Genomic DNA, 26,827 nt, shown 5'->3' with positions numbered 1-26,827 from the left:
AATTTATATATCCGTATCCATTTCCGAGAACGTACCCACATATCTTTCGACATCGCCTTCATTGCTCCGCACTTCTTTGATATTCAGCCATTGTCTGTATATTTCCCCGTTTTTCTTTTTGTTGGTGATCTCTCCCTGCCATATACCTTCTTCTCTCAGCATATCCCACATATTGCTGTAATACGTCCGATCCTGTTCGCCGGATTGCAGTATGTTTGGACTCCTGCCTTTCACTTCATCTTCTGTATATCCTGTGATTTCCGTAAACCTTGGATTCACATCGGTGATTTTTCCATGTTCATCTGTTACCAGCACGCCCTGCCCCATTGATTTGAACACTTCATTCGCAATGAATACTTTATTCTGATAGAACATCCATCCGGCCAAAATCAGGCTGGCCAGGGCGATCTGGGACAACAGCATGAATCCGATGGAATATTCTCCGGTAATACCGTAGATTGCAGCCAGGATCAGTGGCGGGAAGAATCCGCCGAGACCGCCCATCATTGAAACAAAGCCATTGGCAATCCCTGCCTGTTTGTTAAAGTACATCGGCACCAGTTTAAACACCAGTCCATTCCCGATTCCCGAGGTTGCCGCTACAAGGAGACACCCGATACTGAATAATGTGAATGTCGGTGAAAATGCGAGGATGATACCTCCGATCGTTATACCGAGGAATGTCAGCATCAAAGCAATCAGCGGATTGAACTTATCACCGATAAACCCGCCGAGCGGCCTGATGAATGTTGCAAGTGCGATGAATCCGGCTGTCCGGATGCCTGCATCCACATTGTCCACACCATAATTCGTGATTAAGAAGTTCGGCAGGAACACCGTGAATGCGACAAACGAACCGAAGGTGATAAAATACCACAATGAAACCACCCATAATTTTTCGTTGTTGATGATTCCCTTGATCTGACCGATCAGCGGCTGCTTTACAAGCTTCTCCTGTCTATCCCCAAAAAAGATGTTAATCACGATGAAAATGACGAGCACAACCAGCAGCAGCCGGATGGTGTTTTGCCAGCCAATCTGTACAGCGAGTATAGGTGCAGAAAAACTTGCAATCGCCGTTCCAATATTCCCCACACCATATATCCCGTTTATCAGCCCATGTTTCTCTTTAGGGTAGTACTTCGGCAGACTGGTCACCCCGACCGAGAACATTGCGCCCCCGATTCCCAGGAAAAATCCGCCGATAAGCAGATCTATGTGCGAAGATGTATTGCTTATATAATAAATCGGAAACAGCAGCAGAATAAAGCTGATAATAAACACTTTACGGGCCCCGATGACGTTTGCATAGTAACCCAACGGTATTCTTAAAATCGATCCCAGAACGACCGGTAATGATGTAATGATCGCAACTTGTTCCGGCGGAATGTTCACATCCTCTGAAATAAATGGAATCAAAGGGGAAATAATCACCCAGCAGATAAAACCGACAAGCATATTCACTGTTTGTAAAGGAAGCTGTATTTTCCTGATCATGGTTTTCACACCTTGCTTATATTATTTTCCCCTTAATTATACCGTTCACCACTATTATAATTTCTGTAATAAAAAAGAAACATAAGGGACTCCCCTGATTTTTCTCAGGGAATGCCTTATGTTTCTGCTAAGATATTACTATTGACCTGCTCCAGCAGCTTTTCCTCATCAATCGCCTTAAATTGCTTCTCCGCCATGGGAAACAGAACGTTTTCTTCCTTGTACATGTGCATATATAATATTTCATACGCCTCCTGCAAGTACGGGAAATAGTCCTTAAAGGGCGTCGCATCTCTATACATGACAAATGCATTTGTAAAATATTGTTCTATTTCATTGTGCTCTTCCTGGATTGACATGATTGGTCCCTGGTCCATGCCTATGTAATGGCCGAGCATTTCAAAGAAATATTTATCTTCTTTCACCTGGTGTCTGTTAATGATCTCTTTACTGTAGGCAACCTGGTGCATCAAAGTTTTCAATTCCTGATCACCGATCGATCCTCTGGCTTCAAGCACACGCATCTGATCGAACCATGAAGTGATTTCATGCATGATCAGCCGGTGTTCGTTCTCTAAAACCCTCAATGCTTTCATACTGAAATTAAACGTCTGCATAATTCACCTGCTTAAAATTCAATTAATTTCTTTTTAATTGCATACTCCAGTAATTCCGGACGGGACGATAAACCGATCTTTTCCATGAAGTTTGCCTTATGTGCTTCTACAGTCTTTACAGATATAAAGAGCTTCTCTGCGATTTCTTTATTGCCATAGCCTCTGGCCACCAATGGCAGTATTTCAAGCTCCCTTTTCGAAAGTATCTTAAATGGGTTCGTCTCATCCTTCGCCATTTCATCATTGGTTAAAAATTGTTTTACAAGGATGTTCGTCATTTTGGGATGCACGTAAGTATCCCCTGTATAGACGGAACGTATGGCATCCAGTAACTCTTCGTCCGGAGCACTTTTAAGCACATATCCTTTCGCTCCGTTTTTAAGTGAATGGAACAAGTACTCATCATCATCGTACATTGTGAGTATGATTATTTTTGTATCGGGGAAATCCTGCGCAATCTTGCCAGTCGCAATCAGGCCTGATTCACCCGGCGGCATACTGATATCCATTAAGATGACATCCGGTTCATATTTCTGGACCATTCTGTATGCTTCCAGTCCATCGCCTGCCGTGGCGACAACTTCCATATCTTTTTGATAATTTATAATCATCGAAAACCCACTGCGTACTACGGAATGATCATCAGCGATCACTATTTTCATGTATGCCGTCCTCCTTTTTCAAAGGCAGCAACAAGACAATTTTCGTCCCTTTGCCGACAGCGCTTTTAATGCTTAGACTCGCACCGATGGCTTCTGCCCTTTCCCTCATGCCGAACAAGCCCAGTCCTGAGCCCTGTGGTGAGCTGTGCATGTCGAACCCTTCTCCTTCATCTTCAATAATGACTTCCAGATACTCATGACGATTCATCAGTGTGACTTCAACTGCATCAGCATTCGCGTACTTCATCGTATTAAATACAGCTTCCTGGATTATCCGGTATAATGCCGTTTCGATTTCAGTGTCAAAGCGTGCATCATCTATATTACTTTCAAATAACACCGACAATCCGTAATGTTTCCCTACATATTTGAAATGGGATCTCAGTGCGGATAACAGACCTAAATCATCCAAAGAGGAAGGGCGCAGTTCAACGGAAATATTCCGTATGGATTTCATCAGATTATTGAGCAGATACTCGGTCTGTTCCGTTTTGACCTTCAGATCGTCTGCAGACAGATATTTAAACAAACGGACTTCCACAAGAATATTCAATATATTCTGGATGATGCTGTCATGCAGTTCACGAGAAATTCTTTTTCGTTCGTCCTCCTGTGCTTCCATAATGCGCTTTGTCAGCATTTTTTGATGCAGCACCTGTTGCGTCTTGATCTGATTGGATACATTGTTTAATCTGAGAACCTTTATGTCGTCTTCATAACTGAGCGTCTGATAGTTTGCGGAGTACGGCTTCACCGTCCCGTCCCGAAGTTTCATAAAAAGCTGGAAGTCAACTTTATTATCGACGCCGCTGTATAAATAGCACCCCTCGCATGTGACCAGATGATTTTCATCCGTCAGCCCTTCGCAATGATGGCATATCGCATTATCCAGCTGGTCCTGAATGCCGTCTTCCATAATTTCCTGCGAAGCACTGTTGCGGTAAATGATTTTCCCATCCTTATCCAAAAAGAAAATGATTTCATTCGCCTGATCAAACAACAGCTGTAAATATTGCGTTAGGCTTTCCTGCTTATTCATAAATGAACTCCCCCCAGTTCACATTGGCACACTGTCTGTATATCTCTGATATAATTCATCGTTAAAGATTTCTTCACTCGATTTGGTTTCCTGTAGCCAATGAGGATCACACCTTCCGGCATGTTATTTTCTATGATTGGAACAGCAATGAATGACTGGATTTTCTCGCTCATTAAAATCGGATACTGATGCCGTTCTGCAGGATGTATCTCAATATTAACATCTTCCACTATCCACGGTTTCCCTGTTTTATAAATAACACCGGCAATCCCTTTTCCACGCCTTACGGCAATCTTTTTATACCGCTGATTTGTATGGCCTGAAATATCAGTCCACTTTACCAAGATTTCATCATGGGTATGGATTTCTTCTGCTCTGCCAACACAGTCGGAGTGAGTGATCTGTCGAATACGATTCAAGTTGATTGGGCGCTTAATGATATTTTCCATTTCACTCACCCTCCCGTAAAGTGTTTTATCTGGCACTGTGCTTTCTATATAATATATAACTTCTTGTACCGTAGTTCAAAGGAACACTCCATACATGTACCAATCGGGTAAACGGCCACATCATGAAGATGGCAAAACCGAACAGTACATGCAGTTTAAACGTAAACGGCACGGTTTCCATCAATGCCGCATCGGGCCTCAGGGTCAATAAACCGCGTAACCATACTGATATTGTAGCACGATAATCAAAATCCGGCGTTGTCGTATTTGTGACAAGCGTCGCATAACATCCGATAAAAACGATGAATAATAACATCAGATTTACAATGATATCCGAAGCGGAACTCAGTTTAAGAACGCTGGGTTTGCTGAGCCTCCTGTAAGTAAGCAGGAACATTCCAACAAGGGTCATGATGCCGAATATACTGCCGATATAGACTGCGCCCAGATGGTATAAGTGATCATTGATACCCGCCGCTGCCAGCCACGGGGCAGGAATCAGCAGTCCGACAACATGTCCGAAGAACACAGGGATTACACCCAGATGGAACAGAAGGCTCCCCCATTTAAGCTGTTTTTGTTCTATAAATTCGCTTGATTTCGCCGTCCAGTGAAACTGATCATACCGATACCTGAATATATGGCCGATGATAAAGGTTGCGATGGCGAGATAGGGGAATATCACCCATAAAAATTGATCCATCATCAGCCGCTCACCCCTGCTCTTTAGCCGGTTGCTTCATACACTGCTTAAATGTTTCACGCAGTGCCCGCACCAACGGCTCATATTGACTTTTCTGTTTTTCCAGTGACTTCAGCAGATGATAGCTCCCATCCTCGATTACTCCGATGAGTAAAGAGAAACTGTCATCCCGCCTCCGGTCCTGTACCCACTCCGCTGCATATATGAATTCACACATTAATGGCAGATAATCCGAGAGCTCATTATCCGGCATCTGCAGGCCGAACATTTCATACAGCACTTTCAGCTTTGCCAGCATCTGTCCTCTCTCTTTGCCGTCTTCAAAATTGGCATACGTCATAAAAAGACTGTTCCTTTTTTCAAAATCGAATGTATCGATGTATTCTTCCCTGTTGTCGGCCAGACTTCTGTTCATCACATTCCTTTCATACTCTTCAATATGTTTTTTCACCGCTTCGGGTACAGTATTCTTTACAGCAAAACTCTCAGGGTGGTACGTGAGTTTTTCAGGGTAATCAAAGTGCGTGCTGAAAAACTTGAACAAATCTTTGTATCGGGACAATTCATCAAAACTAATCACGCCAAATCCCCCCATAGAAGTTCTCTTCATAAATCTGCTTGCCCGTTTTTTCAGCAGTGACTCCCACAGGACCGCATCCATCGCATCCATCGGCAAAACTGTCCTGGGTATATCCCGTAGATCCTTGTGCACGGTACGGGTCCACCACACCTTCCCTGTGGGAGGTCGGGATGACGAAGCGATCTTCATATTTTGCGATGGCGAGCAGCCGGTACATTTCTTTCGTCTGTGTTGCCGTGAGACCGACCCGTTCCAGTTTGGATTCGTCAAAATCCTTTCCGCTCGTCGCTGCACGCATATAACTTCTCATCATTGCCATACGCTGCAGGGATTCCTTCACGGTCGTTGTATCCCCCGCCGTAAGCATATTCGCAAGGTATTGCACCGGTGTTCTCATCTCTTCAATCGCCGGGAATATCGCATCCGGGTTCTTGATGGAATCTTTACCTTCAAAGTAGTTCATGATTGGACTGAGCGGCGGTACATACCAGACCATCGGCATTGTTCTGTATTCCGGGTGAAGCGGGAAAGCAAGCTTGTATTCAATCGCAAGTTTATAGATTGGTGATTGCTGGGCCGCTTCAATCCAGTCGTAGCTGATTCCGTCCTTTTCCGCCTGTGCAACCACTTCCGGATCATTCGGATCCAGGAACAGGTCCAGCTGTGCTTTATATAAATCTTTTGGATCTTCTGTACTTGCCGCTTCGAGCACTCTGTCTGCATCATACAGAAGCACGCCCAGATAGCGGATGCGTCCGGTGCATGTTTCCGAGCATACCGTCGGCAGCCCGGTTTCAATTCTCGGGTAGCAGAATGTGCATTTTTCAGCTTTGTTCGTTTTCCAGTTGAAGTAGACTTTTTTATAAGGACAGCCGGTCATGCAGTATCTCCATCCCCGGCACGCTTCCTGGTCAACCAGTACGATGCCGTCTTCGTCACGTTTGTACATTGCACCGCTCGGGCATGATGCGACACAGCTTGGATTCAGACAGTGTTCGCAAAGACGCGGAAGGTACATCATGAAGGACTGCTCAAAGTTGAATTTGATCTCTTCCTCAATTTTCTGGATGTTTGGATCACTCGGTCCTGTTATGTGTCCGCCGGCCAGGTCATCTTCCCAGTTCGGCCCCCATTCGGGATCCATTTTTTCTCCAGTTATAACGTTGCGTGCAGTTGCCACCGGGGAATGTTCCCCCTGTCCTCTTGTAATCAGGTTTTTATAGTTGTATGTCCACGGAATATAATAGTCTTTCATCTCGGGCATATCCGGATTGTAGAAAATCTTGCCCAGAGCGATTTTTGACATCCTGTTGCCCGACTTCAATTCTAGTCTGCCTTTTTTATTCAGCGTCCAGCCGCCTTTATAGACCTCCTGGTCTTCCCACCGTTTTGGATAACCGATGCCCGGCTTGGTCTCGACGTTGTTGAACCACATGTATTCCGCGCCTTCACGGTTTGTCCATGTACTCTTGCATGTCACAGAACACGTATGGCAGCCGATGCATTTATCCAGATTCATAACCATTGCCACTTGAGCTTTAATCTTCAAGGAAATCTACCTCCTTCATTTTTCTTACTGCTACATATACGTCCCTTTGATTTCCGATCGGGCCGTAATAGTTGAATCCGTAACTGATCTGGGCGTATCCGCCGACCAGCTGCGTCGGTTTCAGGTGAATTCTTGTCGGTGCATTATGGCTGCCGCCCCTTGTATCTGTTATTTCCGAGCCTGCTGCCTGAATGTGTCTGTCCTGTGCGTGATACATGAACATCGTGCCTTTGGGCATTTTATGGGAAACGACTGCTCTTGCCGTCACCAGACCGTTTCTGTTATACACTTCCAGCCAGTCATTGTCGTTGATGTTATGCGCCTTCGCATCTTCGACGCTGATCCAGACATTGGGGCCGCCTCTGAATAAAGTCAGCATGTGCAGGTTGTCCTGGTATGTTGAGTGGATGTTCCATTTGCCGTGCGGCGTCAGATATCTGAGCACCAGACTGTCCACGCCGCCCTTTATCTTCTTGTCCCTGGTGCCGAAGACCATCGGCGGCAGTGTCGGCTTGTATACCGGCAGGCTCTCGCCGAACTGTCTGAAGAATTCATGGTCGATATAGAATGACTGCCGTCCGGTCAATGTTCTGAACGGTACATCCCGCTCCACGTTCGTTGTAAATGGTGAGTACCTCCGGTCGCCTTTGTTGGATCCCGGAAAGACTGCCGTCGGTATCACTTCCCTCGGCTGGGCCGTAATATTGTTGAAAGTTATCTTTTCGTTTTCACGGTCGGATGAAATATCCTTCAGTGTCATACCCGTATCCTCTTCCAGTGCCGCATAGGACTTTTGGGAGAGTCTGCCATTCGTTGCGGATGACATATGCAGAACCATATCCGCCGCTCTTCTTGCTGTATCTATTTTAGGGAGTCCATTCTTCAGAGACCCATCAGTATGGACACCGATGATGGATTTCAGTTCTTCAAATTCCTCTTTTGCATTGAAAGTGACACCGTGTGCACCAATCTTCCCCTCAGCCAGCTGAGGCCCCACTGTAATATACTTATCGAAAATCTGTGTATAGTCCCGCTCCACCACATTGAAGTTCGGCATCGTCAGACCGGGAATCGCCTCCACCTCACCTTTGGACCAGTCTTTCACTTCTCCGAGGGGCTGCGAGATTTCGCCGGGTGAGTCATGCATCAGCGGCATCGTAACGACGTCTTTAATGGGGTCGGGCAGATGCGTTGCCGCAAGCTCGGAAAAATCTTTCGCGATCGTTTTATAAATATCCCAGTCACTTCTTGATTCCCACAGCGGATTGATTGCCGGATTGAACGGATGGACGAATGGATGCATATCAGTGGAAGAAATATCTGTTTTTTCGTACCATGTTGCCGCCGGCAGAACGATGTCGGAGTGAAGCGGTGTCGATGTCATCCTGAAATCCAATGACACAAGCAGATCCAGTTTACCTTCCGTCTCTTCATCCATCCAGTTGATTTCTTCCGGCTTTTCGTCCCGGTTCGGTTCAGCAAGCAGTCCGCTCTTTGTGCCGAGCAGGTGTTTCAGGAAATATTCCTGTCCCTTCGCTGAAGATGAAATCAGATTTGAACGCCATACAAACAATGTTTTCGGATGGTTCTTTTTGGCACCCGGGTCTTCGATGGCCAGCTTCATCTTCTTCCCGGTCAGCGCCTCAATCGCTTTTTGGCGGATCGCTTCATCAGACGTATCCCCCGCCCGTTTCGCATCGTCAAAGAAGGATAGCGAACTGCGGTCAAATTGCGGATAGGACGGCAGCCATCCCAGTCTCGCTGCCAGGACATTGTAGTCTGCCGGATGGGAATATCTCAGTGCATCTCCGGTTTCAGCTTTCAGGGACTCAACAGAGGCTTCTTCGTATTTCCATTGTTCTGTTGCAAAATAGAACCAGCTTGTTGCATTCTGCTGTCTGGGCGAACCCTGCCAGTCTTTGGCAAAGGCGAGTGAAGACCAGCCTTCTATCGGTCTGCATTTCTCCTGTCCCACGTAATGCGCCCAACCGCCGCCGTTGACCCCCTGGGTCGCACAAAGCATAACCAGGTTTAATATAGAACGGTAAATCGTATCCGAGTTGAACCAGTGGTTGATTCCCGCTCCCATGATGATCATCGATTTCCCTTCGGTATCAATCGCATTTTGAGCGAACTCTCTGCCGATCTGAGTCACAACCGAAGATTTCACGCCTGTGATCTTTTCCTGCCATGCCGGTGTATATATGCTGTCAGCATCGTCATACCCCTTTGCTTCACGGGCGTCCCCAAATCGGCTGACACCATACTGGCTCAACATCACATCATAGACCGTCGCGGCTTTGACCGCACTGCCATCTTTCAACTGCACTGTTTTGTAGGGGATCGGTCTTGTAAATCTGCTGTTGCCGGCATTGTCGAATTCCGGATAATCAATGTCACATCTGCCATCCGCCTGTTCCAGGATGGAAAGTGCCGGATGAATCGTCGTGCCGTCATCTGTTTCCATTTTCAGATTCCACTTTTTACCCGCTTCATATCTTTGGCCCATCGTACCATTCGGTACCACAACTTCTTCAGACAGTTCATCCAGAAGGACCGGCTTCCATTCCCCTTTCTCATGGACTTCTTCCAGGTCACTTACCCGTAAAAATCTGCCGGCTTTATGTGTGCTGCCATCTTCCTCGAGAATGAGGAGGAACGGCAGATCCGTAAATCTTTTCGCGTAGTTTATGAATAAAGGCTCTTTCCGCTTTTCATAAAATTCATCAAGAATGACATGGGTCATTCCCTGTGCCAATGCTGCATCCGCCCCCGGGTTTGGAGCCAGCCAGTTGTCTGCAAATTTGACGCTTTCAGCGTGATCCGGTGCAACTGAGACGATCTTCGCACCCTTGTATCTCACTTCTGTCATAAAGTGCGCATCCGGCGTCCTTGTCATAGGAACGTTGGATCCCCACATGATGATATAGGACGAATTGTACCAATCCGAAGATTCGGGAACGTCTGTCTGCTCTCCCCAGATTTGTGGTGAAGCAGGCGGCAGATCCGCATACCAGTCATAGAATGAAAGCATCTCTCCGCCGAGCAGCGATATAAATCTGGCACCGGATGCATAACTGATCATGGACATTGCCGGAATCGGCGTAAATCCTGCAATTCTGTCCGGGCCGTATTCTTTTATTGTATAAATCAGCTGTGCTGCAATGAGTTTTGTTACATCCCTCCAGGAGGCACGGACAAGCCCGCCTTTACCACGGGCCTGCTTATAGGCTTTTGCCTTCTCTTCGTCTTCAACAATGGATTCCCACGCTTTAACAGGATCCCCGTATTCACTTAAAGCCTGTTGCCACATTTTCCAAAGGATTCCGCGGACGTATGGAAATTTCACTCTCAGCGGGCTGTACTCATACCATGAAAACGATGCGCCGCGCGGACATCCACGAGGTTCGAATTCAGGCATGTCCGGACCACATGACGGATAATCAATTTGCTGGTTCTCCCAGGTAATCACACCGTTTTTTACAAATACTTTCCAGGAACATGATCCTGTACAATTCACGCCATGCGTCGTACGCACCACTTTATCATGGCTCCAGCGTTCTCTATATAAACGTTCCCAGTCCCGGTTCTTTTGTTCAAGCACCGACCAGTCACCATTAAATTTCTCTGTTGGTTTAAAATATTTCAACCCTTTGAACATTGGGTACACTCCCTCGTAGATTAAGTTAATCTAATTATGTAATAATATTCACAAAGAATATATTAGGGAACTTCCTAATTATCCAAGGAAATTCCCTACCCAATAATCATTCAGTTTTATATCATTGCTTTTACTTTGGAGAATGTATAAGAAAGGTCTGCAAATAAAAATCAGAGGCTGAGATCATATCAGATCTCAGCCTCTTTTTAACGACTTGCTCAATTATTCACTTATAATGATATCGACACGAGATGATTTGAATTTGGCACTTTGCAACTTTATAGACTAAACGATGCTCACTATCTATACGTCGGCTGTAAAAACTGCTAAGGCTCCCTTTTAATTTTTCAGATTTGCCTATACCATTAAAATCACCATCCCTATCTATGCTTTTAATGAGATCATTTATTTTTTTAAAATACTTTTTGTCTGTAGATTGTCAGTATTTGTAGTCTTCAAAACCTTCATGAGTAAATAATATATTCAGCTTACTCATCCAGGATGACTTCTTCGCCCTCGCTTTTTTTCAACTGTTCTATAGATTTTGCCAAATGTCTGGCGTGGGCAGGATTTTGCAGCAAATAAATTGTTTCCACAAATTTGTTGTATTCCGCTTCAGAAATTAAAACTACATTATTATCTTTAGTCGTAATTGTAATGGCATCACTGTCCTCATTAACTTGTTCTATCATTGCTTTAAAATTTTTACGTGCATTCGAATATGTTGTTACGGAAATATATATCACTCCTTTTCAATCATTGTACAATCAGACAATTAAGATATTTTCTAGCGGGTTTAAAAGAACAGATACTGGGAATCGTATATAGGGAGAATAAAAAATATATTGGAGGTATTTTAAATGGCTCATGAACAACATCAAAATCTGATTCAGACTTTACATGATTGCGCCGAAGCTTGTAATCATTGCTATGATGCCTGCCTAAAAGAAGAAGACGTAAAAATGATGGCTGAGTGTATCCGCCTGGACCGGGAATGTGCAGACATCTGCGCTTATCTGGAACACGCACTGGCAAGAGATACACAATTTGCTTCCGAACTCGCATCAGTATGTGGCAAGATTTGTGAAGCATGTGGAAACGAATGCCAGAAACACGACCATGAACATTGCCAAAAATGTGCTGAAGCTTGTTTCAAATGTGCTGAAGCTTGCAAGCAGGCAGCTTAAGTTTAATTTTTATATAAAAAGGTGTTCAATGGATTTCCTCCATTGAACACCTTTTTCGTATACCAGGCACTTTACAGAAATAACAATAATATTGCATACCCCAACATTCCTGAAAAAAAGGCCGAAAAACTGCTTTCCCTCTCTTCAGGTAGTTCTTCCTTCATTACGTTCAGTATGACACCGCCTGCTATGAAGGCCGATAGGACTGAAATGATAAGTATATTGACTTCTGTAAAGGCGGCGATCACCCAGCCAATCGTAATCGATACAGCAAGTACCCACCGGCCGTAGCGATCATAGTCTTCTTTATGGGTCGCACGCAGCCCTTTATCATTTGTTATGAAATGAATGCCCATCGCAATGAAATACAGCAGCATTCCCCATTCTGATTGATATTCCCCCCGCAGAAGCAAATATCCGATAATTGCATTATAGAGCGCAAAAGAGCCGATGTGGATCCAGAAAACATTGAATGATGCTTTATATTCTCCTGATTCTCTACCATGTCTTTTCGAGTTTTTTGCGAGCTGTTCCAAACCATAAAAAATGACAAGGCCCAGCAGAGCAATGATATAGATATGACTTTCCAGAAACTGCAGCCCCTGAAACGTCTCATCAAATTCCTCCTGGTATTCTTTCAATTCAGGCAGCAGATGCATGAATACATATGCCACTGATATACCACCGGCCACTGATAAAAATTTGCTCCTGGGCTCGACTTTGAGGAACTTCATCTGTTTCGATGTTAAATGAATGATCACAAGGCCGATTACAAATACCAGACTCATCCAAATCCCCATAAAAACCCTCCAGTTTCTCTAATCTACATGTTCATACTCTTCCCTTTGTCCTTTCCCTTGAATCGTTTAAATGACAGTCTGCAGAGAGCCAGCCCAATGTTCTCCTTAAAGCTCTGCATGAAAATACCCTTCTCAGAAGAGAAGGATTTAAAATCGTATCATTCTATCGGAAATTCACCTGAATTTTTTTCACCCCAATATTATAGGCAATCCACAACGTTATCAGGGTCATAACAATAAATCCGGCATACATGATCCACATATTTGTCAGCAGTCCGGCCTGCATCATTGCCGCAGTCAAATTCGTCAGGGCATGCAGAACGATTGCCAATGGGAACAGCCACCACTTGCCCTTTCGTATCACTGATACAAAAACGATGATGGATAATCCAATATGTACACTGATTGCAAATATGCGTTCAACGATGGCAAGTACATATGTAATATTCGGTGTGCCCGCCATAGACTCTGCAATTCCTGGTGGCAGTTCATCCGCTATACTGCCGCCGTTGTTGAACATCACACTGAAAACAATTGAACTCAGCATGCCAAGCCCGACCACAATAATAGCTTCTATACCGCCATGACCGATTCCATACGATATCGCTGAATCTATTTTCTTATGCTTTTTCTTCATCAGCAGAAAAGCCACAAGCCGTCCTGTTTCTTCGAAAATACCGGCTGCGAGCACTCCATACAGCACATACAGCCACGGTGACTCTGCAATAAGAGGAATGGTACCATCCACTCCGGGTCTCAGAACAAGAAGATGCGTAATTTGTTCAAGAACCATTGCGAAGATGATAAAAGTCGCCGCGCCGATGAGGATTGGAATCCAGCGGATTTTAAACTTACGTCTCAATACCATTATGAAAAGGAAAGGCAGTAATACCGAAAACAGCCCTGCCAGACCCATGAGAACGATACTTGTTGTAGATACCATACATTTACACCTGCACTTTTAAATTCTTCTTTTCATTATAACAATAAAAAGAAAAGCGTACTTATTATGCCCATAAGTACGCTCTGGCCTGTAACTTTTTAAATGCGGTTCTTCAATTATTCTGATAACGCAATTTTTATATGTGCCAGATGATGTTCTTCGTGCCAGGCTAACTTTGCAATTTTGGTTGCAACTGTTATTTTACCGTTTGTCTCATGAACAAAATATCGGTCCAATTGCTCTTCGGTTAAACTTTTACCCAGAGATACAATGCGCGCGTTTATACCTTCCAGCATTTTAATGGAACTTTCTACCGGAAGTGCTGTATCCGGTAAGACAGCCCATTCGTCCTGGACGAAACCAGGTACTTCCGGGCCATCATCTGTTAAAGCCAGTTTTAAACGCTGATACATGTTCAATTGAGAATCTGCAATGTGATGAACAAGCTGGCGGACTGTCCAGCTGCCGTCACGGTAAGTTCTGCTTAATTCATCATCACTTAATTCGTCAACACTTTTTCTAAGCCGATTCGTGTATGTTTCGATCTGGCCAATCCATTCCTGAACATTTTCAAGATTCACTTGTTCAGGTACATCCAGTTTGCCGATCGGGTATTTTATATCCATCTTCATTCTCCTTTTCCTTAATGAATTATATCTCTAAATTGATTCGTAATGCAGCTGATATTCTTTAAAATATATATAATGATAGCTTTCATCCATCATCTCATTAACCCGTCTATAATATCAATATAATGAATTATCACTATGAAATGTAATCACTTCTTCTTATCCAGTCCGATTTTCTGACGGAACAACGTTGAAAATGCACTTCTATCTTCTTTGGAAAATGGTTTTGGCCCTTTGGTCCTGCCGCCCCCTTTTCGGATCATACTGCCCATGTAACGGGTTTCGAGCAGATGATCGATGTTTTCATCATTGTATTCAAAACCTTTGTGATGAATTACGGTGCATCCTTTGGGTAAAAGGAGAGATGCGAGTCCATAATCCTGTGTGACGATGATATCATCCACTTTTGCTAGCTGGACTATTTTAAAATCGGCAGCATCCGGACCTGCTTCGACATAGACGGCCTTCACATGCTCCGGCAGATCCTGTGTGGAATAGTGCGACAGGCTGGATACCAATGTAACAGGAACTGATACATGCACCGCTTCTTCTATGATAATATCTTTAACCGGACACGCATCTGCGTCAACAATCACTTTCATCAGTATCATCCTTTCCTTGTTACTTAGTATAGCAAACTTAGATCCGCAGATTAGAGCGCGCCTTAATACTGTTTTGATTTAATTTCTGAATGAATCGTTTTAAAATTATTTAACAATGTGAGAAGCAGATTTATTCAAGAAGCGTATGAGCTGCCCATTCACGACATCTGGCTGTTCCTGATGAACCCAGTGTGTCGCCTCGTCCACCCAAATTACCGAATCGCTGTCTATGAATTTCAAGCTCTCCTCAGCCAGTTTCTTGGAGAGGAACTGGTCACCGGTGCCCCATATGATTTTTACAGGGACATCGATTCGCCCGCTCCTTTTGATATTTTTCATGCTTCGGGGCATCGCACGGTACCAGTTCAGCATGCTCGTCAGCGCCTTCGGCTTCTCCCAGGAAATGTTATAGCCCCCGAGTTCCTTCTCGGTGAACGTCCCTTTTTTACTGGTGGTTTTCAGGGCCAGTTCCATATACCGGTAGTCATTGCTGCTTAAAATCGCTTCCGGCACCTTCGGAGCCTGGAAAAAGAGTATATATGAACTTCTCAACCACTGCAGGGGCGTCGTCAACATGACTTTCGGCAATACAGCGAGATGAGGCATGTTGATTGCGACGAAGCATCGGACCAGCTCCGGGTGGGTACCTGCCAGGTGCCAGCCTACGGCTCCGCCCCAATCATGGCCGATGATCGCTGCATCCTTCCGCTCAAAATGATGGATGAGACCGATGATGTCATCCCTAAGTGTGTCAATCCCATAAGCGCGTATGCCATCAGGTTTGTCACTTTTATTGTAACCGCGCTGGTCCGGCACAACCACCCTGTAGCCCGCTTCTGCCAATACACGTATCTGCCTTCTCCAGCTGAACCAGAACTCTGGGAAACCGTGAAGCAGTATCACGAGGTCTCCATCTTCAGGTCCCGAGACCGCAGCATGGAGTTCTATACCATTCGTCTGTATATACTCAAATTCAATGTTCATAATCATAACCCCCATATATTTATATGAAACACTGTACCCTATCAGTTATTCATTCCCGGCACCAGCTGTCTTTATGCACATTCTGGAAATCAAATAGGGAATCAGCGAACTCGGAAGCCTTTAAACCTCTATGAAGAGAAGGAGGTTAAATTAATTTATGAAAAGGAAAACCGCATATAGTCATCATTTTTTACGGTATAAAAAAACCCTCCCCGGATATGGGAAGAGCTTTCTGTATAACAAATATTAACGTTTTGAGAACTGTGGTGAACGACGGGCTTTCTTAAGACCGTATTTATAACGTTCTTTCATACGTGGGTCACGTGTAAGGAGTCCTGCTCTCTTAAGTACGCCACGATTTTCCGGATCCGCTTCAAGAAGTGCTCTTGCAATTCCGTGACGGATTGCCTGCGCCTGTCCTGTGAAACCTCCACCATGAACGTTTACCAATACGTCGTAGTTACCTTCTGTTTCTGTAACTGCGAATGGCTGATTCAAATCAAGAATCAAACTTTCAAATGGAAGATATTCTCTCATGTCACGACCGTTGACTGTGACATTACCTTCACCTGGTACTAAGCGTACACGTGCTACTGCATTTTTACGACGACCTGTTCCTAAATATTCTACTTTAGCCAATGAATTAACCTCCTATTCCTTAACCGCGAAGTTCGTAGTTTTCTGGTTTTTGTGCTACGTGTGGATGCTCGCTTCCAGCATACACATGTAGTTTCTTGCCTGTTGCGCGTCCGAGTGGGTTCTTTGGAAGCATGCCTTTGATGGAGTTTTCCAACAAACGTACAGGGTTTTTGTCTCTTAGGGCTCCTGCTGAGATGGATTTGATTCCACCTACATGTCCTGAGTGTCTGTAGTACATTTTATCTTTTGCTTTGTTACCACTTAGTTCGATTTTTTCAGCGTTGATGATGATTACGTTATCACCAGCATCAACATGCGGTGTGAATGTCGGTTTGTTTTTGCCGCGAAGAATCGCTGCAACTTCAGAAGATAGACGACCGAGTGTCTGTCCTTCTGCATCGACAACATACCATTTACGCTCAATGCTAGCTTCGTTGGCCATAAATGTTTGACGCATTTTTTGTCCTCCTAGTTTATAAATAATTCGCTCGTTTTTATGCTTTAAAATAAAAAAAGCTTCTTCATGTCATTATATCTAATCTACAATAAGTTTCCGGGGCTTATCGCGGGTGATATAAAATTATACCGTTGTCTATGATAACCTTATTAGTGCATTTTGTCAATGTTTTTCAAGACCGTTTTTCATTTCTTCCAATGTTTTTTCAAGTGCTTCCCGGTTGAGAAATACACGCTCCAGATACAGCCCTTCTGCCGGTGCTGTCTTTGGTACGCGCTTTCTGTCTTTTGCCTTCAAAATCTCCGGTGTTCTGGCGCCGTCCCATCTGCCCTGTCCGACTTCGAGTACATATGCGACAAGTATTCTCACCATATTATACAGAAAACCGGATCCAATGATAACAAAATCGTAGCCGTCTTCTGTTTTGATGAGATCGAAGCGATAGATGTGTCTGACTTTATTTTCAATGGCGGTCTTGGCACTGGAGAAGCTCGTGAAGTCATGTGTGCCGGTAAAATACTGCATGGCATCCCGCATCTTCTGTTCATCGAGTGGATAGGGGTAGTGCACTTTGAGTCCATTCTGGAATGGGTCCCTGTCTTTCCCCTGATAGATTCTATACCGGTAGGCTTTGCCGCTTGAATGAAAACGCACATGATAATCGTCACTGATCCTCTGTACTTCGCGCACGAGTATATCCGCAGGAAGCCCTGAATTCATTGCAAATTTCCATTTATCTGCCGGTATATCGATGCCGGAATCGAAATGGAAATATTGCTCCACTGCATGGACTCCTGCGTCCGTGCGGCCGGCAGGATGGATGCGCACGAATTCTTTGTGCATGCGGTTTAATACCCGTTCGATCTCATCCTGCACTGTACGGGCATTTTTTTGGTATTGGAAACCATAAAATTTATTGCCGTTGTAACTCACTTTTACTAAATATCGCATAGCGGATACTCCTTACTGTCTGATCATGAACAGGATGACTCCAAAAAGAATCATCGTAATGACGGTGAATGTATCTTTCCACTGCCAGTCTAAAATGCGGTAGTTCGTACGTCCTTCTTCTCCCTGGTACCCTCTCACTTCCATCGCCACCGCCATTTCTTCGGCACGTTTGAACGCAGATATAAACAGCGGAATGAATACAGGTGTCAGTGCGTTCAGCCTCGACTTTAGACTTCCTGTCATAAACGTGGACCCTCTTGCACTCTGTGCTTTGATGATCTTCTCTGTTTCATCCATGAGTGTCGGTATAAACCGCAGGCTTATGGACATCATCATCGCAATTTCGTGCACAGGGACTTTGATCGCCTTGAGCGGCCTACAGATGCGTTCTATCGCGTCGGTTAAGGATAGCGGACTCGTTGTCAGCGTAAGCAGTGTCGTAATGAGGATAAGCATTGCAAGGCGTATGGTGATGTATATCCCCCGGATGACTCCTTCAGACTCTATCGTGAACCATCCTGCATCAACCAGCACTATTCCTCCTTTAGTAAAGAAGAGGTGCATCATGAAAGTAAATATGATCAATAGTAATATCAACTTTAACCCGTTGAATAAAAATATCAGTGAAAGCCCTGCAAGTTTCGTTAAGCTCAGAACAAAAAGCATAAGCAGTAAATACCCTGTCCAATGGTTCGCAAAGAACACAATAATCATGAATATTAAAACTGCAATAATCTTCGCCCTCGGATCAAGTCTGTGAATTATACTGTTCCCCGGGATATAGCGGCCGAGCAGCATCTCACTCAGCATGATCATCCCTCCACTTCGTGTAGAGTTCTATGAATTCTTCTTTGTTTTTAGGGATTTTATGGAATGTAACTCCTTTTTGCTCAAGGTCATAAGTGAGTCTCACAATATCAGGGACTTCAAGATCATAATTTCGGAGTAGTTCTGAGTCTGTCAGAATCTTTTCGGTCCTGCCGGAACGTATTAAGTTGCCTTGATTTAAAAGCTTTACTTCATCCGTATATTCATAGACATCATTCATATCATGTGTGACCAATATTACAGTAATGCCCATGTCCGACTGAATTTTCTGGAAGAGCTGCATCGTTTCGATATGACTCAGCGGATCGAGTCCTGCGGTGGGTTCATCTAAAATGAGGACTTCGGGCTCCATCGCTAAAATACCGGCGATGGCCACTTTCCTCATCTGTCCTCCGGAAATATCAAACGGCGGGGTATCAAACAGAGCCTCGTCTATGTTAAGCAGCTTCAAATAATGCTCTGCCTTCTCCCTGGCCTCCTCTTCGTCCATACCGATATTTTTTGGACCGAACATCACATCTTTAATCACGGATTCCTCAAACAGCTGATGCTCGGGAAACTGGAACACCATTCCGACGCGCTTTTTCGTCTGATGAATGATACGCTGTTTTGTTTTACGCTTCAGCGTAATATCCCCAACATGCACTTCCCCGTAACTTGGCAATAGAAGTCCGTTTAAATTTTGAATCATCGTGGATTTTCCGCTCCCGGTATGTCCGATGATGCCGTAGTAAACTCCTTCTTTGAACTCGGTTGTTATATTGTTCAGAGCGAGGTGTTCAAACGGCGTGTTCTCGTGATAGATACTTGTCAGTTTTTCAAGTTTAATATTCACAGGCGTCTCACCAGCTCGTCATACGACATATAACACCCATCGAGCAGCTGATCTGCCATGGAAATTGTAAAAGGCAAAACGAGTCTGCTCGATATGAGAGCATCTGTATCCTGGTAAATATCCTCTACCGTTCCTTCATTGATCACCTGACCGTCTTTCATCACAACGGCATGATCGCTGATATCAATTTCTGCCAGGTCATGAGTGATGTAAATGAGTGTAGTCATTTTATCCTGATGGATCTTTTTAAGAATCTCCAGCACTTCTCCGCGGCCCTGCGGATCGAGCATCGATGTCGCTTCGTCCAGTATAAGAAGATCGGGTTCCATCGCAAGAGCACCGGCAATTGCTACGCGCTGTTTTTGACCGCCTGACAGTCTCGATGGTTCGTGAGTGCGGAAATCGAGCATGTTTACTGCACGCAGGGCCTCGTCCACTCTTTTTTGCATCTCATCTCTCGGTACTCCGTTATTCTCCAGCCCAAAAGCCACATCATCTTCCACGGTTGTCCCGACAAACTGATTATCCGGATTTTGGAATACTATGGCAAACCGCCGTCTGATGCCGGCAGAGTTCTCTTCGTTGAGGACCTGACCATTTATTTTTATTTCGCCTTCATAGCCCTCCAGTACACCCATCAAGATCTTTACAAGCGTACTCTTTCCAGAACCGTTATGCCCGATAATTGATGTCCAGTCTCCCTGTTTAAAGTTCAGGGAGATATGATCCAATGCATTGTAGTTTCCCTGTCTGTATTTATATGTGACATCGTTAAACTGAATCATATCTCCACCACCCGCCTATTTTTATGTAATAAAAAAGCGCGTACCCTGCATTCGGAGTCGCGCGATTATTAAAGTATTGCCTGCAGGGTACGATGAGCTAGACAATATGGCCTAAAAGCCATATCATCGTAACACTCAGTCTGCTTTTATAGATTATGCCTCTTCTGAAGCCGTTACAGCGCCTTCTACGAATTCGATGATTACGAGTTCAGCACCGTCCCCACGACGTTCTCCAAGTTTCTTGATGCTTGTATATCCACCTTGACGATCTTCAAATCGTGGTGCGATATCTTCGAAAAGTTTTTGAAGAGCATGTTGAGTTGTACCATCATCTTTAGTGATTTCAACGTTACGTACTGTTTGACCTGCACGACGCTTGGAAGCCAGATCCCCACGTTTACCAAGTGTAACGAGTTTATCAACAATTTTGCGGAGCTCTTTTGCTCTGCTTTCAGTTGTAGTAATACGTTCACTTACGATAAGAGATGTAGCTAAGTCGCGGAGCATCGCTTTTCTTTGGTCAGATGTACGTCCGAGTTTTCTGTAGCCCATTGAAATTTACCTCCTTTATCAATCTTCTTTACGAAGCCCCAAACCAAGGTCTTCAAGTTTGAATTTGACTTCTTCAAGAGACTTACGTCCCAGATTTCTTACTTTCATCATGTCAGCTTCTGACTTGTCAGTGAGTTCTTGTACAGAGTTAATACCTGCACGTTTGAGACAATTGTAAGAACGTACTGAAAGATCCAGTTCTTCGATAGACATCTCAAGAACTTTTTCTTTCTGGTCTTCTTCTTTTTCTATCATGATTTCAGCATTTTGAGCTTCATCAGTAAGACCAACAAAGATGTTCAGATGTTCATTCATAATCTTAGCAGCCAGCGATACACCTTCTTGTGGAGTAATTGAACCATCTGTCCAAACATCCAAAGTCAGTTTATCGAAGTTAGTCATTTGTCCCACACGAGTATTTTCTACTGTATAGTTAACCTGCTCGATTGGTGTATAGATTGAGTCCACTGGAATCACACCGATGGACATATCACTTTTGTTGTTGCCTTCAGCAAGAGTATAACCTCTGCCGCGGTTGGCAATCATACGGATCTTAAGTTGTCCGCCCTTGGATACAGTGGCAATTTTAAGGTCACGGTTTAAAATCTCAACATCACTGTCGTGAGTAATATCCGCAGCCGTCACTACACCTTCACCATTTACATCTATCTCAAGTGTTTTTTCTTCTTCAGAATAGATCTTAAGTGCGAGCTTTTTAATACTGGTGATGATTGTTGTTACATCTTCAACAACGTTTTCAATTGTTGAAAACTCATGCAGTACATTTTCTATTTCTATCGTTTTGACTGCCGCACCTGGTAATGAAGATAACAGAATGCGACGTAAGGAGTTCCCAAGTGTTGTTCCATAGCCTCTTTCCAGAGGTTCAACAACAAACTTACCAAACTTAGAATCATCCGATACTTCAACTGTTTCAATTCTAGGTTTTTCGATTTCTATCATTTGTTTACTTTTCCTCCCTTTAAACGCCGGAAATATTATGCAATCATGTATTTACATTACATGAATAGCGTTCCTGTGACCAGCAAATTATACGCGGCGACGTTTAGGTGGACGGCAGCCATTGTGTGGTACAGGAGTGACATCTCTGATTGCTGTGATTTCTAAACCTGCAGATTGAAGTGCACGGATAGCTGATTCACGGCCTGAACCAGGTCCTTTTACTGTAACTTCAACAGTTTTGAGACCATGTTCCATAGCTGCTTTTGAAGCTGTTTCTGAAGCCATTTGCGCAGCGAAAGGTGTAGATTTCTTGGAACCTCTAAAGCCCAGGGCACCTGCTGATGACCAAGACAATGCATTACCGAATTCGTCTGTAATAGTTACGATTGTGTTATTGAATGTTGAACGGATGTGAGCCACACCGGATTCAATATTCTTTTTCACTTTACGTTTACGTGTTTGTTGTCTACGAGCCATTGTTTCTCCTCCTTTTCCCTAATTATTTTTTCTTATTCGCAACAGTTTTTACTGGACCTTTACGCGTACGAGCATTGTTTTTTGTATGCTGTCCACGAACCGGCAGTCCACGACGGTGGCGAATACCTCTGTAAGATGCGATTTCCATCAAACGTTTAACGTTGAGGTTTTGTTCACGACGAAGATCTCCTTCGATCTTGTAGCTGTCAACGACTTCACGGATTTTGTTTAATTCGTCCTCAGTCAAATCTCTTACGCGAGTGCTTTGTGAAACACCTGCTTTTTCAAGGATTTCTGCAGATCTGGAATTACCAACACCGTAAATATAAGTGAGTGAGATTACAACACGTTTTTCACGTGGTACGTCTACTCCTGCAATACGAGCCATATTGTTACACCTCCGTTTAAATTTTAGCCTTGCTTCTGTTTATGCTTAGGGTTCTCACAGATTACCATAACTTTGCCTTTTCTGCGGACTACTTTGCATTTTTCACAGATTGGTTTTACTGATGGTCTTACTTTCATGTGTATTACCTCCTTAGAATATGGAGTCCATTATTTGAAACGATAAGTGATTCTGCCCCGTGTCAAATCATACGGTGACATTTCAACTGTTACTTTATCGCCAGGAAGAATACGTATATAATTCATACGGATTTTACCTGAAACATGAGCGAGAATCTCATGTCCATTTTCAAGTTCAACTTTGAACATTGCATTTGGTAAAGTATCAAGTACAGTACCTTCTAGTTCAATAACATCCTGTTTACTCAATTTAAATTCCCCCTTTACAGTCTTCTAATCCCTATTAGAAATTCACTTCAGGTGAAGATTGGACATACACTTAACGTTAAATATTGAACCCGGGTATTTTTCGTTGTGAGACGAATAACATTCACCTAAAGTGTCTGAAGAGGTGAATATCTTTATAAGTCCTGCAAAATTTCATCAATATCTTTGAACACTTCATCGATATCTCGGGATCCATCAACATTGACCAGTACCCCTTGATTTTCATAGAAATCAAGTAAAGGTGCTGTTTGTTTAATGTTCACTTCAAGACGATTTGCCACTGTTTCGGGATCATCGTCTTCTCTCTGATACAGTTTTCCACCATCCAGGTCACAAACCCCTTCCTGTTTAGGCGGGTTGAACACCAGATGGTAAGTCGTTCCGCAAACTTCGCAGATGCGGCGACCCGTTAGACGGTTCATCAGCTCTTCTTCAGGCACTTCTACGTTAATCGTCTTGTCGATTTTCGTATCGAATTCTTCCATGATTTTGTTTAGAGCTTCAGCCTGTTCCACTGTGCGCGGGAAGCCATCCAATAAGAAGCCATCCTTCGCATCACTTTGGCTCAGACGTTCTTTAACGATACCGACTGTTACCTCATCTGGAACCAGCTCGCCATTGTCCATATAGGACTTCGCTTCTTTGCCGAGCTCTGTTCCGTTCTTGATAGCAAGACGGAACATGTCACCAGTTGAAATGTGAGGGATCGAGTATTTCTTTATAATCTTGGAAGCCTGTGTGCCTTTTCCGGCACCAGGAAGTCCCATCAATATAATATTCATACGCTTTTCCTCCTACCTACGTTTTCTGAAACCGCGGTATTCTCTTTGGTTTGCCTGTGCTTCCAATTGTTTCATAGTCTCTAATGCAACACCGATAACAATCAGTAAGCTCGTACCTCCAATTTGAATTGCCTGCGGCAGATCCATAAATTTCGTAATAAGCAGTGGCAGAATGGAAATGCCTGCTAAGAATAGTGAACCTACGAATACGAGTCTGTACAGCACGGATGTGATGTAATCCTGAGTATTTTTACCTGGACGAATCCCGGGTACGTAGCTTCCCTGTTTCTTAAGATTATCTGCCATCTTTTCAGGGTTAACCTGTACGAATGAGTAGAAGTACGTAAATGCTATGATCAGCACAACATAGAAAATCATGCCAAACCAATCTGACGGATCTGCAAACCTTGCCACTGTCTGTGCCCAGTTTTGATCCGGGAAGAATAATGTCAGTGTCTGCGGCAGCATGAAGAATGCCATCGAGAAAATCACCGGGATTACTCCTGCCGGGTTAACTTTTAACGGCAAGAACGTTGATTGTGGTGCTAGAGTAGATGAAGTTCGCTGGCGTTTTGCGTACTGGACTGGAATCTTACGTACAGCCTGCAGTATGAACACGGCAAATGCCGTAATCAAGAGCAGGAATACAAAGAGTGCAACCATTTGCAATACAGCCATAGTTGTATCATCTGCACCAACAAATCTTTGCTGGTAAAGTTGGATAATCGCATTTGGAATTACTCCGAGGATACCCGCAAATATGATTATGGAGATACCATTACCCACACCATGTGAAGTAATGAGTTCACCCAGCCACATTAAGAACGCAGTACCTGTAGTAAGTACAAGTGCAATTAAAAGATATGATCCGATGCTGTTGTCATCTATCAGACTGCCGTCAAACATTTGGTTAAATGCGAAGGACATTCCAATAGATTGTATAAAAGCAAGAACGATGGTGAAATAACGTGTAAACTGACTCAGCTTTCGACGACCAACTTCTCCTTGTCTCGCCCATTCAGCAAACTTCGGTACAATATCCATCTGAAGGAGCTGTACTACGATTGAAGCTGTAATGTAGGGCATAATACCCATAGCAAGAATCGAGAAGTTCATTAATGCTCCACCACCGAAGGTATTCATTAAATCAAGGACGCCCTGCTGACCCGCTCCCATATCGAACACGCCCGGATCCACACCTGGGACCGGAATATAGGTGCCGATTTTGAAGATGACTAGCATCGCCAAAGTAAATAGAATCTTATTGCGAATTTCTTTGATCCTGAAAAAATTGGAGAGCGTGCCAATCATTAGATCACCTCGTAGCTTCCGCCCTGTTCCTCAATTGCTTTAGCAGCTGAAGCAGAAAACTTATGAGCTTTAATTGTTAATTTTTTCTCAAGAGCACCATTGCCTAAGACTTTGATACCAGATTTTTCATTTTTAACAATGCCATTTTCTTTCAGCAATGCTGGAGTAACTTCAGCACCGTCTTCAAGACGGTTAAGATCGCTTAAGTTTACAACAGCGTATTCTTTACGGTTGATGTTCGTGAATCCACGTTTAGGAATTCTACGGAATAATGGAAGTTGTCCACCTTCGAACGTCAGGCCAACGCCACCGCCGGAACGGGAGTTTTGTCCATTATGTCCACGGCCGGCTGTTTTACCGTTACCGGAAGACATACCACGTCCAACACGATTACGGTTTTTACGAGCGCCTTCTACCGGCTTCATCTCATGTAGTTTCATGTTCGCACCTCCTATTTTATAATATCATTAAATTTCTTCGACTGTAACCAAGTGGCTGACTTTTGCTACCTGTCCTCTAGTTTGAGGTGTATCTTCATGCTCTACGGAATGATTCGTTTTCTTCAAACCAAGTGAAGCAACTGTTTTCCTCTGAGATTCAGGTTTGCCGATCAAACTTTTTGTGAGGGTGATTTTAATTTTTGCCATATCTGTGTTTCCCTCCTTAGTTTTGTAGCTCTTCTACTGATTTACCACGCAATTTAGCAACTTCTTCTGCACTTTTCAGTTCAGAAAGTCCTGTCATTGTCGCGCGTACAACATTAATTGGAGTGTTCGCACCAAGAGACTTGCTGAGGATGTCTGTTACACCTGCAAGTTCCAGTACCGCACGAACCGGTCCGCCAGCGATAACACCTGTACCAGGAGCGGCTGGTTTCATAAATACTCTACCGGAGCTGAAACGTCCGATGATTTCGTGTGGAATAGTACCGTCTACCAATGGTACTTCAACGAGATCTTTTTTAGCAGCTTCGATTGCTTTCTTAATAGCTTCAGGTACCTCTTGGGCTTTACCTGAACCAAAACCTACGCGGCCTTTTTTGTCGCCAACTACAACGAGTGCAGAAAAGCGGAAACGACGACCACCTTTTACAACTTTCGCGATACGGTTGATTGTAACCACTCGCTCTTCGAATTCCTGTACTTTTTCTTCTCTACGAGCCATAAATGAATTTCCCTCCTTCGATTAGAATTGCAGACCGTTTTCACGTGCAGCTTCTGCTAATGCTTTAACACGTCCGTGATAGAGATAGCCTCCACGGTCAAATACTACATTTTCAACGTTATTATCTTTAGCACGTTTTGCTATGAGCGCGCCTACTTCAGCAGCAGCGTCTACGTTAGAACCGACTTCACCTTTGAAATCAGGATCGTTTGTAGAAGCACTGGCCAATGTAACTTGCTGGCTGTCATCAATCACTTGTGCATAAATGTGCTGGTTTGAACGGTAAACGTTCAGACGCGGTCTTTCGGCTGTGCCGGAAAGTTTGTTACGCACTCGCTGATGTCTTTTTTGACGCACTTTATTTTTGTCAATTTTAGCGATCATTGATG

At 44.0% G+C, this 26,827-nt stretch carries 34 protein-coding genes and 1 pseudogene; 1 reads left to right on the top strand and 34 read right to left on the bottom strand.

The window, feature by feature from the left end; all coding sequences use genetic code 11:
• Positions 1-3: 3 nt before the first annotated feature.
• From ACKRAT_RS01260 to ACKRAT_RS01210, 11 genes and pseudogenes are all read right to left on the bottom strand, one after another.
• Positions 4-1,497: an MFS transporter gene (locus ACKRAT_RS01260; RefSeq protein ID WP_411843310.1), complete on the bottom strand. Its 1,494-nt coding sequence runs from the start codon at positions 1,495-1,497 to the stop codon at positions 4-6.
• A gap of 116 nt (positions 1,498-1,613) precedes the next feature.
• Complete coding sequence (locus tag ACKRAT_RS01255) at positions 1,614-2,114, bottom strand: hemerythrin domain-containing protein (RefSeq protein WP_411843309.1); 501 nt, start codon at positions 2,112-2,114, stop codon at positions 1,614-1,616.
• Positions 2,115-2,125: 11 nt separating this feature from the next.
• A complete protein-coding gene (locus ACKRAT_RS01250) occupies positions 2,126-2,776 on the bottom strand; it encodes a response regulator (protein WP_411843308.1) in 651 nt (216 codons plus the stop codon).
• Positions 2,757-3,815, bottom strand: coding sequence for an ATP-binding protein (locus ACKRAT_RS01245; RefSeq protein WP_411843307.1), 1,059 nt, complete (start codon positions 3,813-3,815; stop codon positions 2,757-2,759). The genes ACKRAT_RS01250 and ACKRAT_RS01245 overlap by 20 nt, the downstream gene beginning before the upstream one ends.
• The gene (locus tag ACKRAT_RS01240; RefSeq protein ID WP_411843306.1) at positions 3,812-4,264 is read right to left on the bottom strand and encodes a GAF domain-containing protein; all 453 of its coding nucleotides are present in this window, start codon (positions 4,262-4,264) and stop codon (positions 3,812-3,814) included. The genes ACKRAT_RS01245 and ACKRAT_RS01240 overlap by 4 nt, the downstream gene beginning before the upstream one ends.
• A 25-nt stretch (positions 4,265-4,289) precedes the next feature.
• Positions 4,290-4,970: a respiratory nitrate reductase subunit gamma gene (narI, locus tag ACKRAT_RS01235; RefSeq protein WP_411843305.1), complete on the bottom strand. Its 681-nt coding sequence runs from the start codon at positions 4,968-4,970 to the stop codon at positions 4,290-4,292.
• A 7-nt stretch (positions 4,971-4,977) separates the two neighbouring features.
• Positions 4,978-5,547 carry a nitrate reductase molybdenum cofactor assembly chaperone gene (narJ, locus tag ACKRAT_RS01230; RefSeq protein ID WP_411843304.1) on the bottom strand — a complete coding sequence of 190 codons (570 nt, stop codon included), beginning with the start codon at positions 5,545-5,547 and terminating at the stop codon, positions 4,978-4,980.
• Positions 5,540-7,096, bottom strand: a complete 1,557-nt coding sequence (narH, locus tag ACKRAT_RS01225; RefSeq protein ID WP_411843303.1) for a nitrate reductase subunit beta — start codon at positions 7,094-7,096, stop codon at positions 5,540-5,542. Before narH ends, narJ begins: the two co-directional genes overlap by 8 nt.
• The gene (locus ACKRAT_RS01220) at positions 7,086-10,757 is read right to left on the bottom strand and encodes a nitrate reductase subunit alpha (protein WP_411843302.1); all 3,672 of its coding nucleotides are present in this window, start codon (positions 10,755-10,757) and stop codon (positions 7,086-7,088) included. Before ACKRAT_RS01220 ends, narH begins: the two co-directional genes overlap by 11 nt.
• Before the next feature lie 226 nt (positions 10,758-10,983).
• Positions 10,984-11,253 (bottom strand): annotated as a pseudogene (locus ACKRAT_RS01215) (Txe/YoeB family addiction module toxin).
• Positions 11,246-11,503 (bottom strand): type II toxin-antitoxin system Phd/YefM family antitoxin, encoded by a 258-nt coding sequence (locus ACKRAT_RS01210; protein ID WP_411843301.1) that lies wholly within the window; start codon positions 11,501-11,503, stop codon positions 11,246-11,248. The pseudogene ACKRAT_RS01215 and the gene ACKRAT_RS01210 overlap by 8 nt, the downstream one beginning before the upstream one ends.
• A gap of 114 nt (positions 11,504-11,617) precedes the next feature.
• Between ACKRAT_RS01210 and ACKRAT_RS01205 the strand changes: the two genes are divergently transcribed.
• Positions 11,618-11,944 (top strand): four-helix bundle copper-binding protein, encoded by a 327-nt coding sequence (locus tag ACKRAT_RS01205; RefSeq protein WP_411843300.1) that lies wholly within the window; start codon positions 11,618-11,620, stop codon positions 11,942-11,944.
• A gap of 71 nt (positions 11,945-12,015) precedes the next feature.
• On the opposite strand, the gene ACKRAT_RS01200 is transcribed toward ACKRAT_RS01205, so the two are convergent.
• The 23 genes from ACKRAT_RS01200 to rplR all read right to left on the bottom strand — a co-directional run bounded on the left by ACKRAT_RS01200 (position 12,016) and on the right by rplR (position 26,822).
• Positions 12,016-12,744, bottom strand: a complete 729-nt coding sequence (locus ACKRAT_RS01200) for a hypothetical protein (RefSeq protein ID WP_411843299.1) — start codon at positions 12,742-12,744, stop codon at positions 12,016-12,018.
• Between the two features lie 163 nt (positions 12,745-12,907).
• Positions 12,908-13,687 (bottom strand): YhfC family intramembrane metalloprotease, encoded by a 780-nt coding sequence (locus ACKRAT_RS01195; RefSeq protein WP_411843298.1) that lies wholly within the window; start codon positions 13,685-13,687, stop codon positions 12,908-12,910.
• Between the two features lie 116 nt (positions 13,688-13,803).
• Complete coding sequence (locus ACKRAT_RS01190; RefSeq protein WP_411843297.1) at positions 13,804-14,313, bottom strand: YfiT family bacillithiol transferase; 510 nt, start codon at positions 14,311-14,313, stop codon at positions 13,804-13,806.
• Between the two features lie 152 nt (positions 14,314-14,465).
• Complete coding sequence (locus ACKRAT_RS01185) at positions 14,466-14,918, bottom strand: YaiI/YqxD family protein (RefSeq protein WP_411843296.1); 453 nt, start codon at positions 14,916-14,918, stop codon at positions 14,466-14,468.
• A 105-nt stretch (positions 14,919-15,023) separates the two neighbouring features.
• Positions 15,024-15,902, bottom strand: coding sequence for an alpha/beta fold hydrolase (locus ACKRAT_RS01180; protein ID WP_411843295.1), 879 nt, complete (start codon positions 15,900-15,902; stop codon positions 15,024-15,026).
• Positions 15,903-16,148: 246 nt separating this feature from the next.
• A complete protein-coding gene (gene rpsI / locus ACKRAT_RS01175) occupies positions 16,149-16,541 on the bottom strand; it encodes a 30S ribosomal protein S9 (protein WP_411843294.1) in 393 nt (130 codons plus the stop codon).
• Between the two features lie 19 nt (positions 16,542-16,560).
• Positions 16,561-16,998 (bottom strand): 50S ribosomal protein L13, encoded by a 438-nt coding sequence (rplM, locus tag ACKRAT_RS01170; protein ID WP_411843293.1) that lies wholly within the window; start codon positions 16,996-16,998, stop codon positions 16,561-16,563.
• Between the two features lie 162 nt (positions 16,999-17,160).
• Positions 17,161-17,949: a tRNA pseudouridine(38-40) synthase TruA gene (truA, locus tag ACKRAT_RS01165; protein WP_411843292.1), complete on the bottom strand. Its 789-nt coding sequence runs from the start codon at positions 17,947-17,949 to the stop codon at positions 17,161-17,163.
• A gap of 12 nt (positions 17,950-17,961) precedes the next feature.
• On the bottom strand, positions 17,962-18,759 hold the full coding sequence (locus ACKRAT_RS01160; RefSeq protein WP_411843291.1) for an energy-coupling factor transporter transmembrane component T family protein: 798 nt from the start codon (positions 18,757-18,759) through the stop codon (positions 17,962-17,964).
• Positions 18,749-19,612 carry an energy-coupling factor transporter ATPase gene (locus ACKRAT_RS01155; RefSeq protein WP_411843290.1) on the bottom strand — a complete coding sequence of 288 codons (864 nt, stop codon included), beginning with the start codon at positions 19,610-19,612 and terminating at the stop codon, positions 18,749-18,751. The genes ACKRAT_RS01160 and ACKRAT_RS01155 overlap by 11 nt, the downstream gene beginning before the upstream one ends.
• The gene (locus ACKRAT_RS01150) at positions 19,609-20,397 is read right to left on the bottom strand and encodes an energy-coupling factor transporter ATPase (protein WP_411843289.1); all 789 of its coding nucleotides are present in this window, start codon (positions 20,395-20,397) and stop codon (positions 19,609-19,611) included. Before ACKRAT_RS01150 ends, ACKRAT_RS01155 begins: the two co-directional genes overlap by 4 nt.
• A gap of 153 nt (positions 20,398-20,550) precedes the next feature.
• Entirely contained in the window at positions 20,551-20,949 is a 399-nt protein-coding gene (gene rplQ / locus ACKRAT_RS01145; protein WP_411843288.1) for a 50S ribosomal protein L17, read from the bottom strand.
• Between the two features lie 18 nt (positions 20,950-20,967).
• Positions 20,968-21,912, bottom strand: coding sequence for a DNA-directed RNA polymerase subunit alpha (locus ACKRAT_RS01140; RefSeq protein WP_411843287.1), 945 nt, complete (start codon positions 21,910-21,912; stop codon positions 20,968-20,970).
• Between the two features lie 87 nt (positions 21,913-21,999).
• Positions 22,000-22,389, bottom strand: a complete 390-nt coding sequence (gene rpsK / locus ACKRAT_RS01135; protein WP_411843286.1) for a 30S ribosomal protein S11 — start codon at positions 22,387-22,389, stop codon at positions 22,000-22,002.
• A gap of 22 nt (positions 22,390-22,411) precedes the next feature.
• Positions 22,412-22,777 carry a 30S ribosomal protein S13 gene (gene rpsM, locus ACKRAT_RS01130; protein WP_411843285.1) on the bottom strand — a complete coding sequence of 122 codons (366 nt, stop codon included), beginning with the start codon at positions 22,775-22,777 and terminating at the stop codon, positions 22,412-22,414.
• Between the two features lie 23 nt (positions 22,778-22,800).
• On the bottom strand, positions 22,801-22,914 hold the full coding sequence (gene rpmJ, locus ACKRAT_RS01125) for a 50S ribosomal protein L36 (protein WP_016911114.1): 114 nt from the start codon (positions 22,912-22,914) through the stop codon (positions 22,801-22,803).
• 30 nt (positions 22,915-22,944) lie between these two features.
• Positions 22,945-23,163 carry a translation initiation factor IF-1 gene (infA, locus tag ACKRAT_RS01120; RefSeq protein ID WP_017547668.1) on the bottom strand — a complete coding sequence of 73 codons (219 nt, stop codon included), beginning with the start codon at positions 23,161-23,163 and terminating at the stop codon, positions 22,945-22,947.
• A gap of 152 nt (positions 23,164-23,315) precedes the next feature.
• Entirely contained in the window at positions 23,316-23,963 is a 648-nt protein-coding gene (locus ACKRAT_RS01115; RefSeq protein ID WP_411843284.1) for an adenylate kinase, read from the bottom strand.
• 12 nt (positions 23,964-23,975) lie between these two features.
• Positions 23,976-25,274, bottom strand: coding sequence for a preprotein translocase subunit SecY (gene secY, locus ACKRAT_RS01110; protein WP_411843283.1), 1,299 nt, complete (start codon positions 25,272-25,274; stop codon positions 23,976-23,978).
• On the bottom strand, positions 25,274-25,714 hold the full coding sequence (gene rplO / locus ACKRAT_RS01105; protein WP_411843282.1) for a 50S ribosomal protein L15: 441 nt from the start codon (positions 25,712-25,714) through the stop codon (positions 25,274-25,276). Before rplO ends, secY begins: the two co-directional genes overlap by 1 nt.
• 27 nt (positions 25,715-25,741) lie before the next feature.
• Positions 25,742-25,921, bottom strand: a complete 180-nt coding sequence (gene rpmD, locus ACKRAT_RS01100; RefSeq protein WP_411843281.1) for a 50S ribosomal protein L30 — start codon at positions 25,919-25,921, stop codon at positions 25,742-25,744.
• Between the two features lie 16 nt (positions 25,922-25,937).
• The gene (gene rpsE, locus ACKRAT_RS01095) at positions 25,938-26,438 is read right to left on the bottom strand and encodes a 30S ribosomal protein S5 (RefSeq protein ID WP_411843280.1); all 501 of its coding nucleotides are present in this window, start codon (positions 26,436-26,438) and stop codon (positions 25,938-25,940) included.
• 21 nt (positions 26,439-26,459) lie between these two features.
• Positions 26,460-26,822: a 50S ribosomal protein L18 gene (rplR, locus tag ACKRAT_RS01090; RefSeq protein ID WP_411843279.1), complete on the bottom strand. Its 363-nt coding sequence runs from the start codon at positions 26,820-26,822 to the stop codon at positions 26,460-26,462.
• Between the last annotated feature and the right edge of the window lie 5 nt (positions 26,823-26,827).

It is taken from the genome of Salinicoccus sp. HZC-1, from assembly GCF_046736035.1.
Taxonomy (GTDB): domain Bacteria; phylum Bacillota; class Bacilli; order Staphylococcales; family Salinicoccaceae; genus Salinicoccus.
This window is presented reverse-complemented; position numbering and strand designations above follow the sequence as displayed.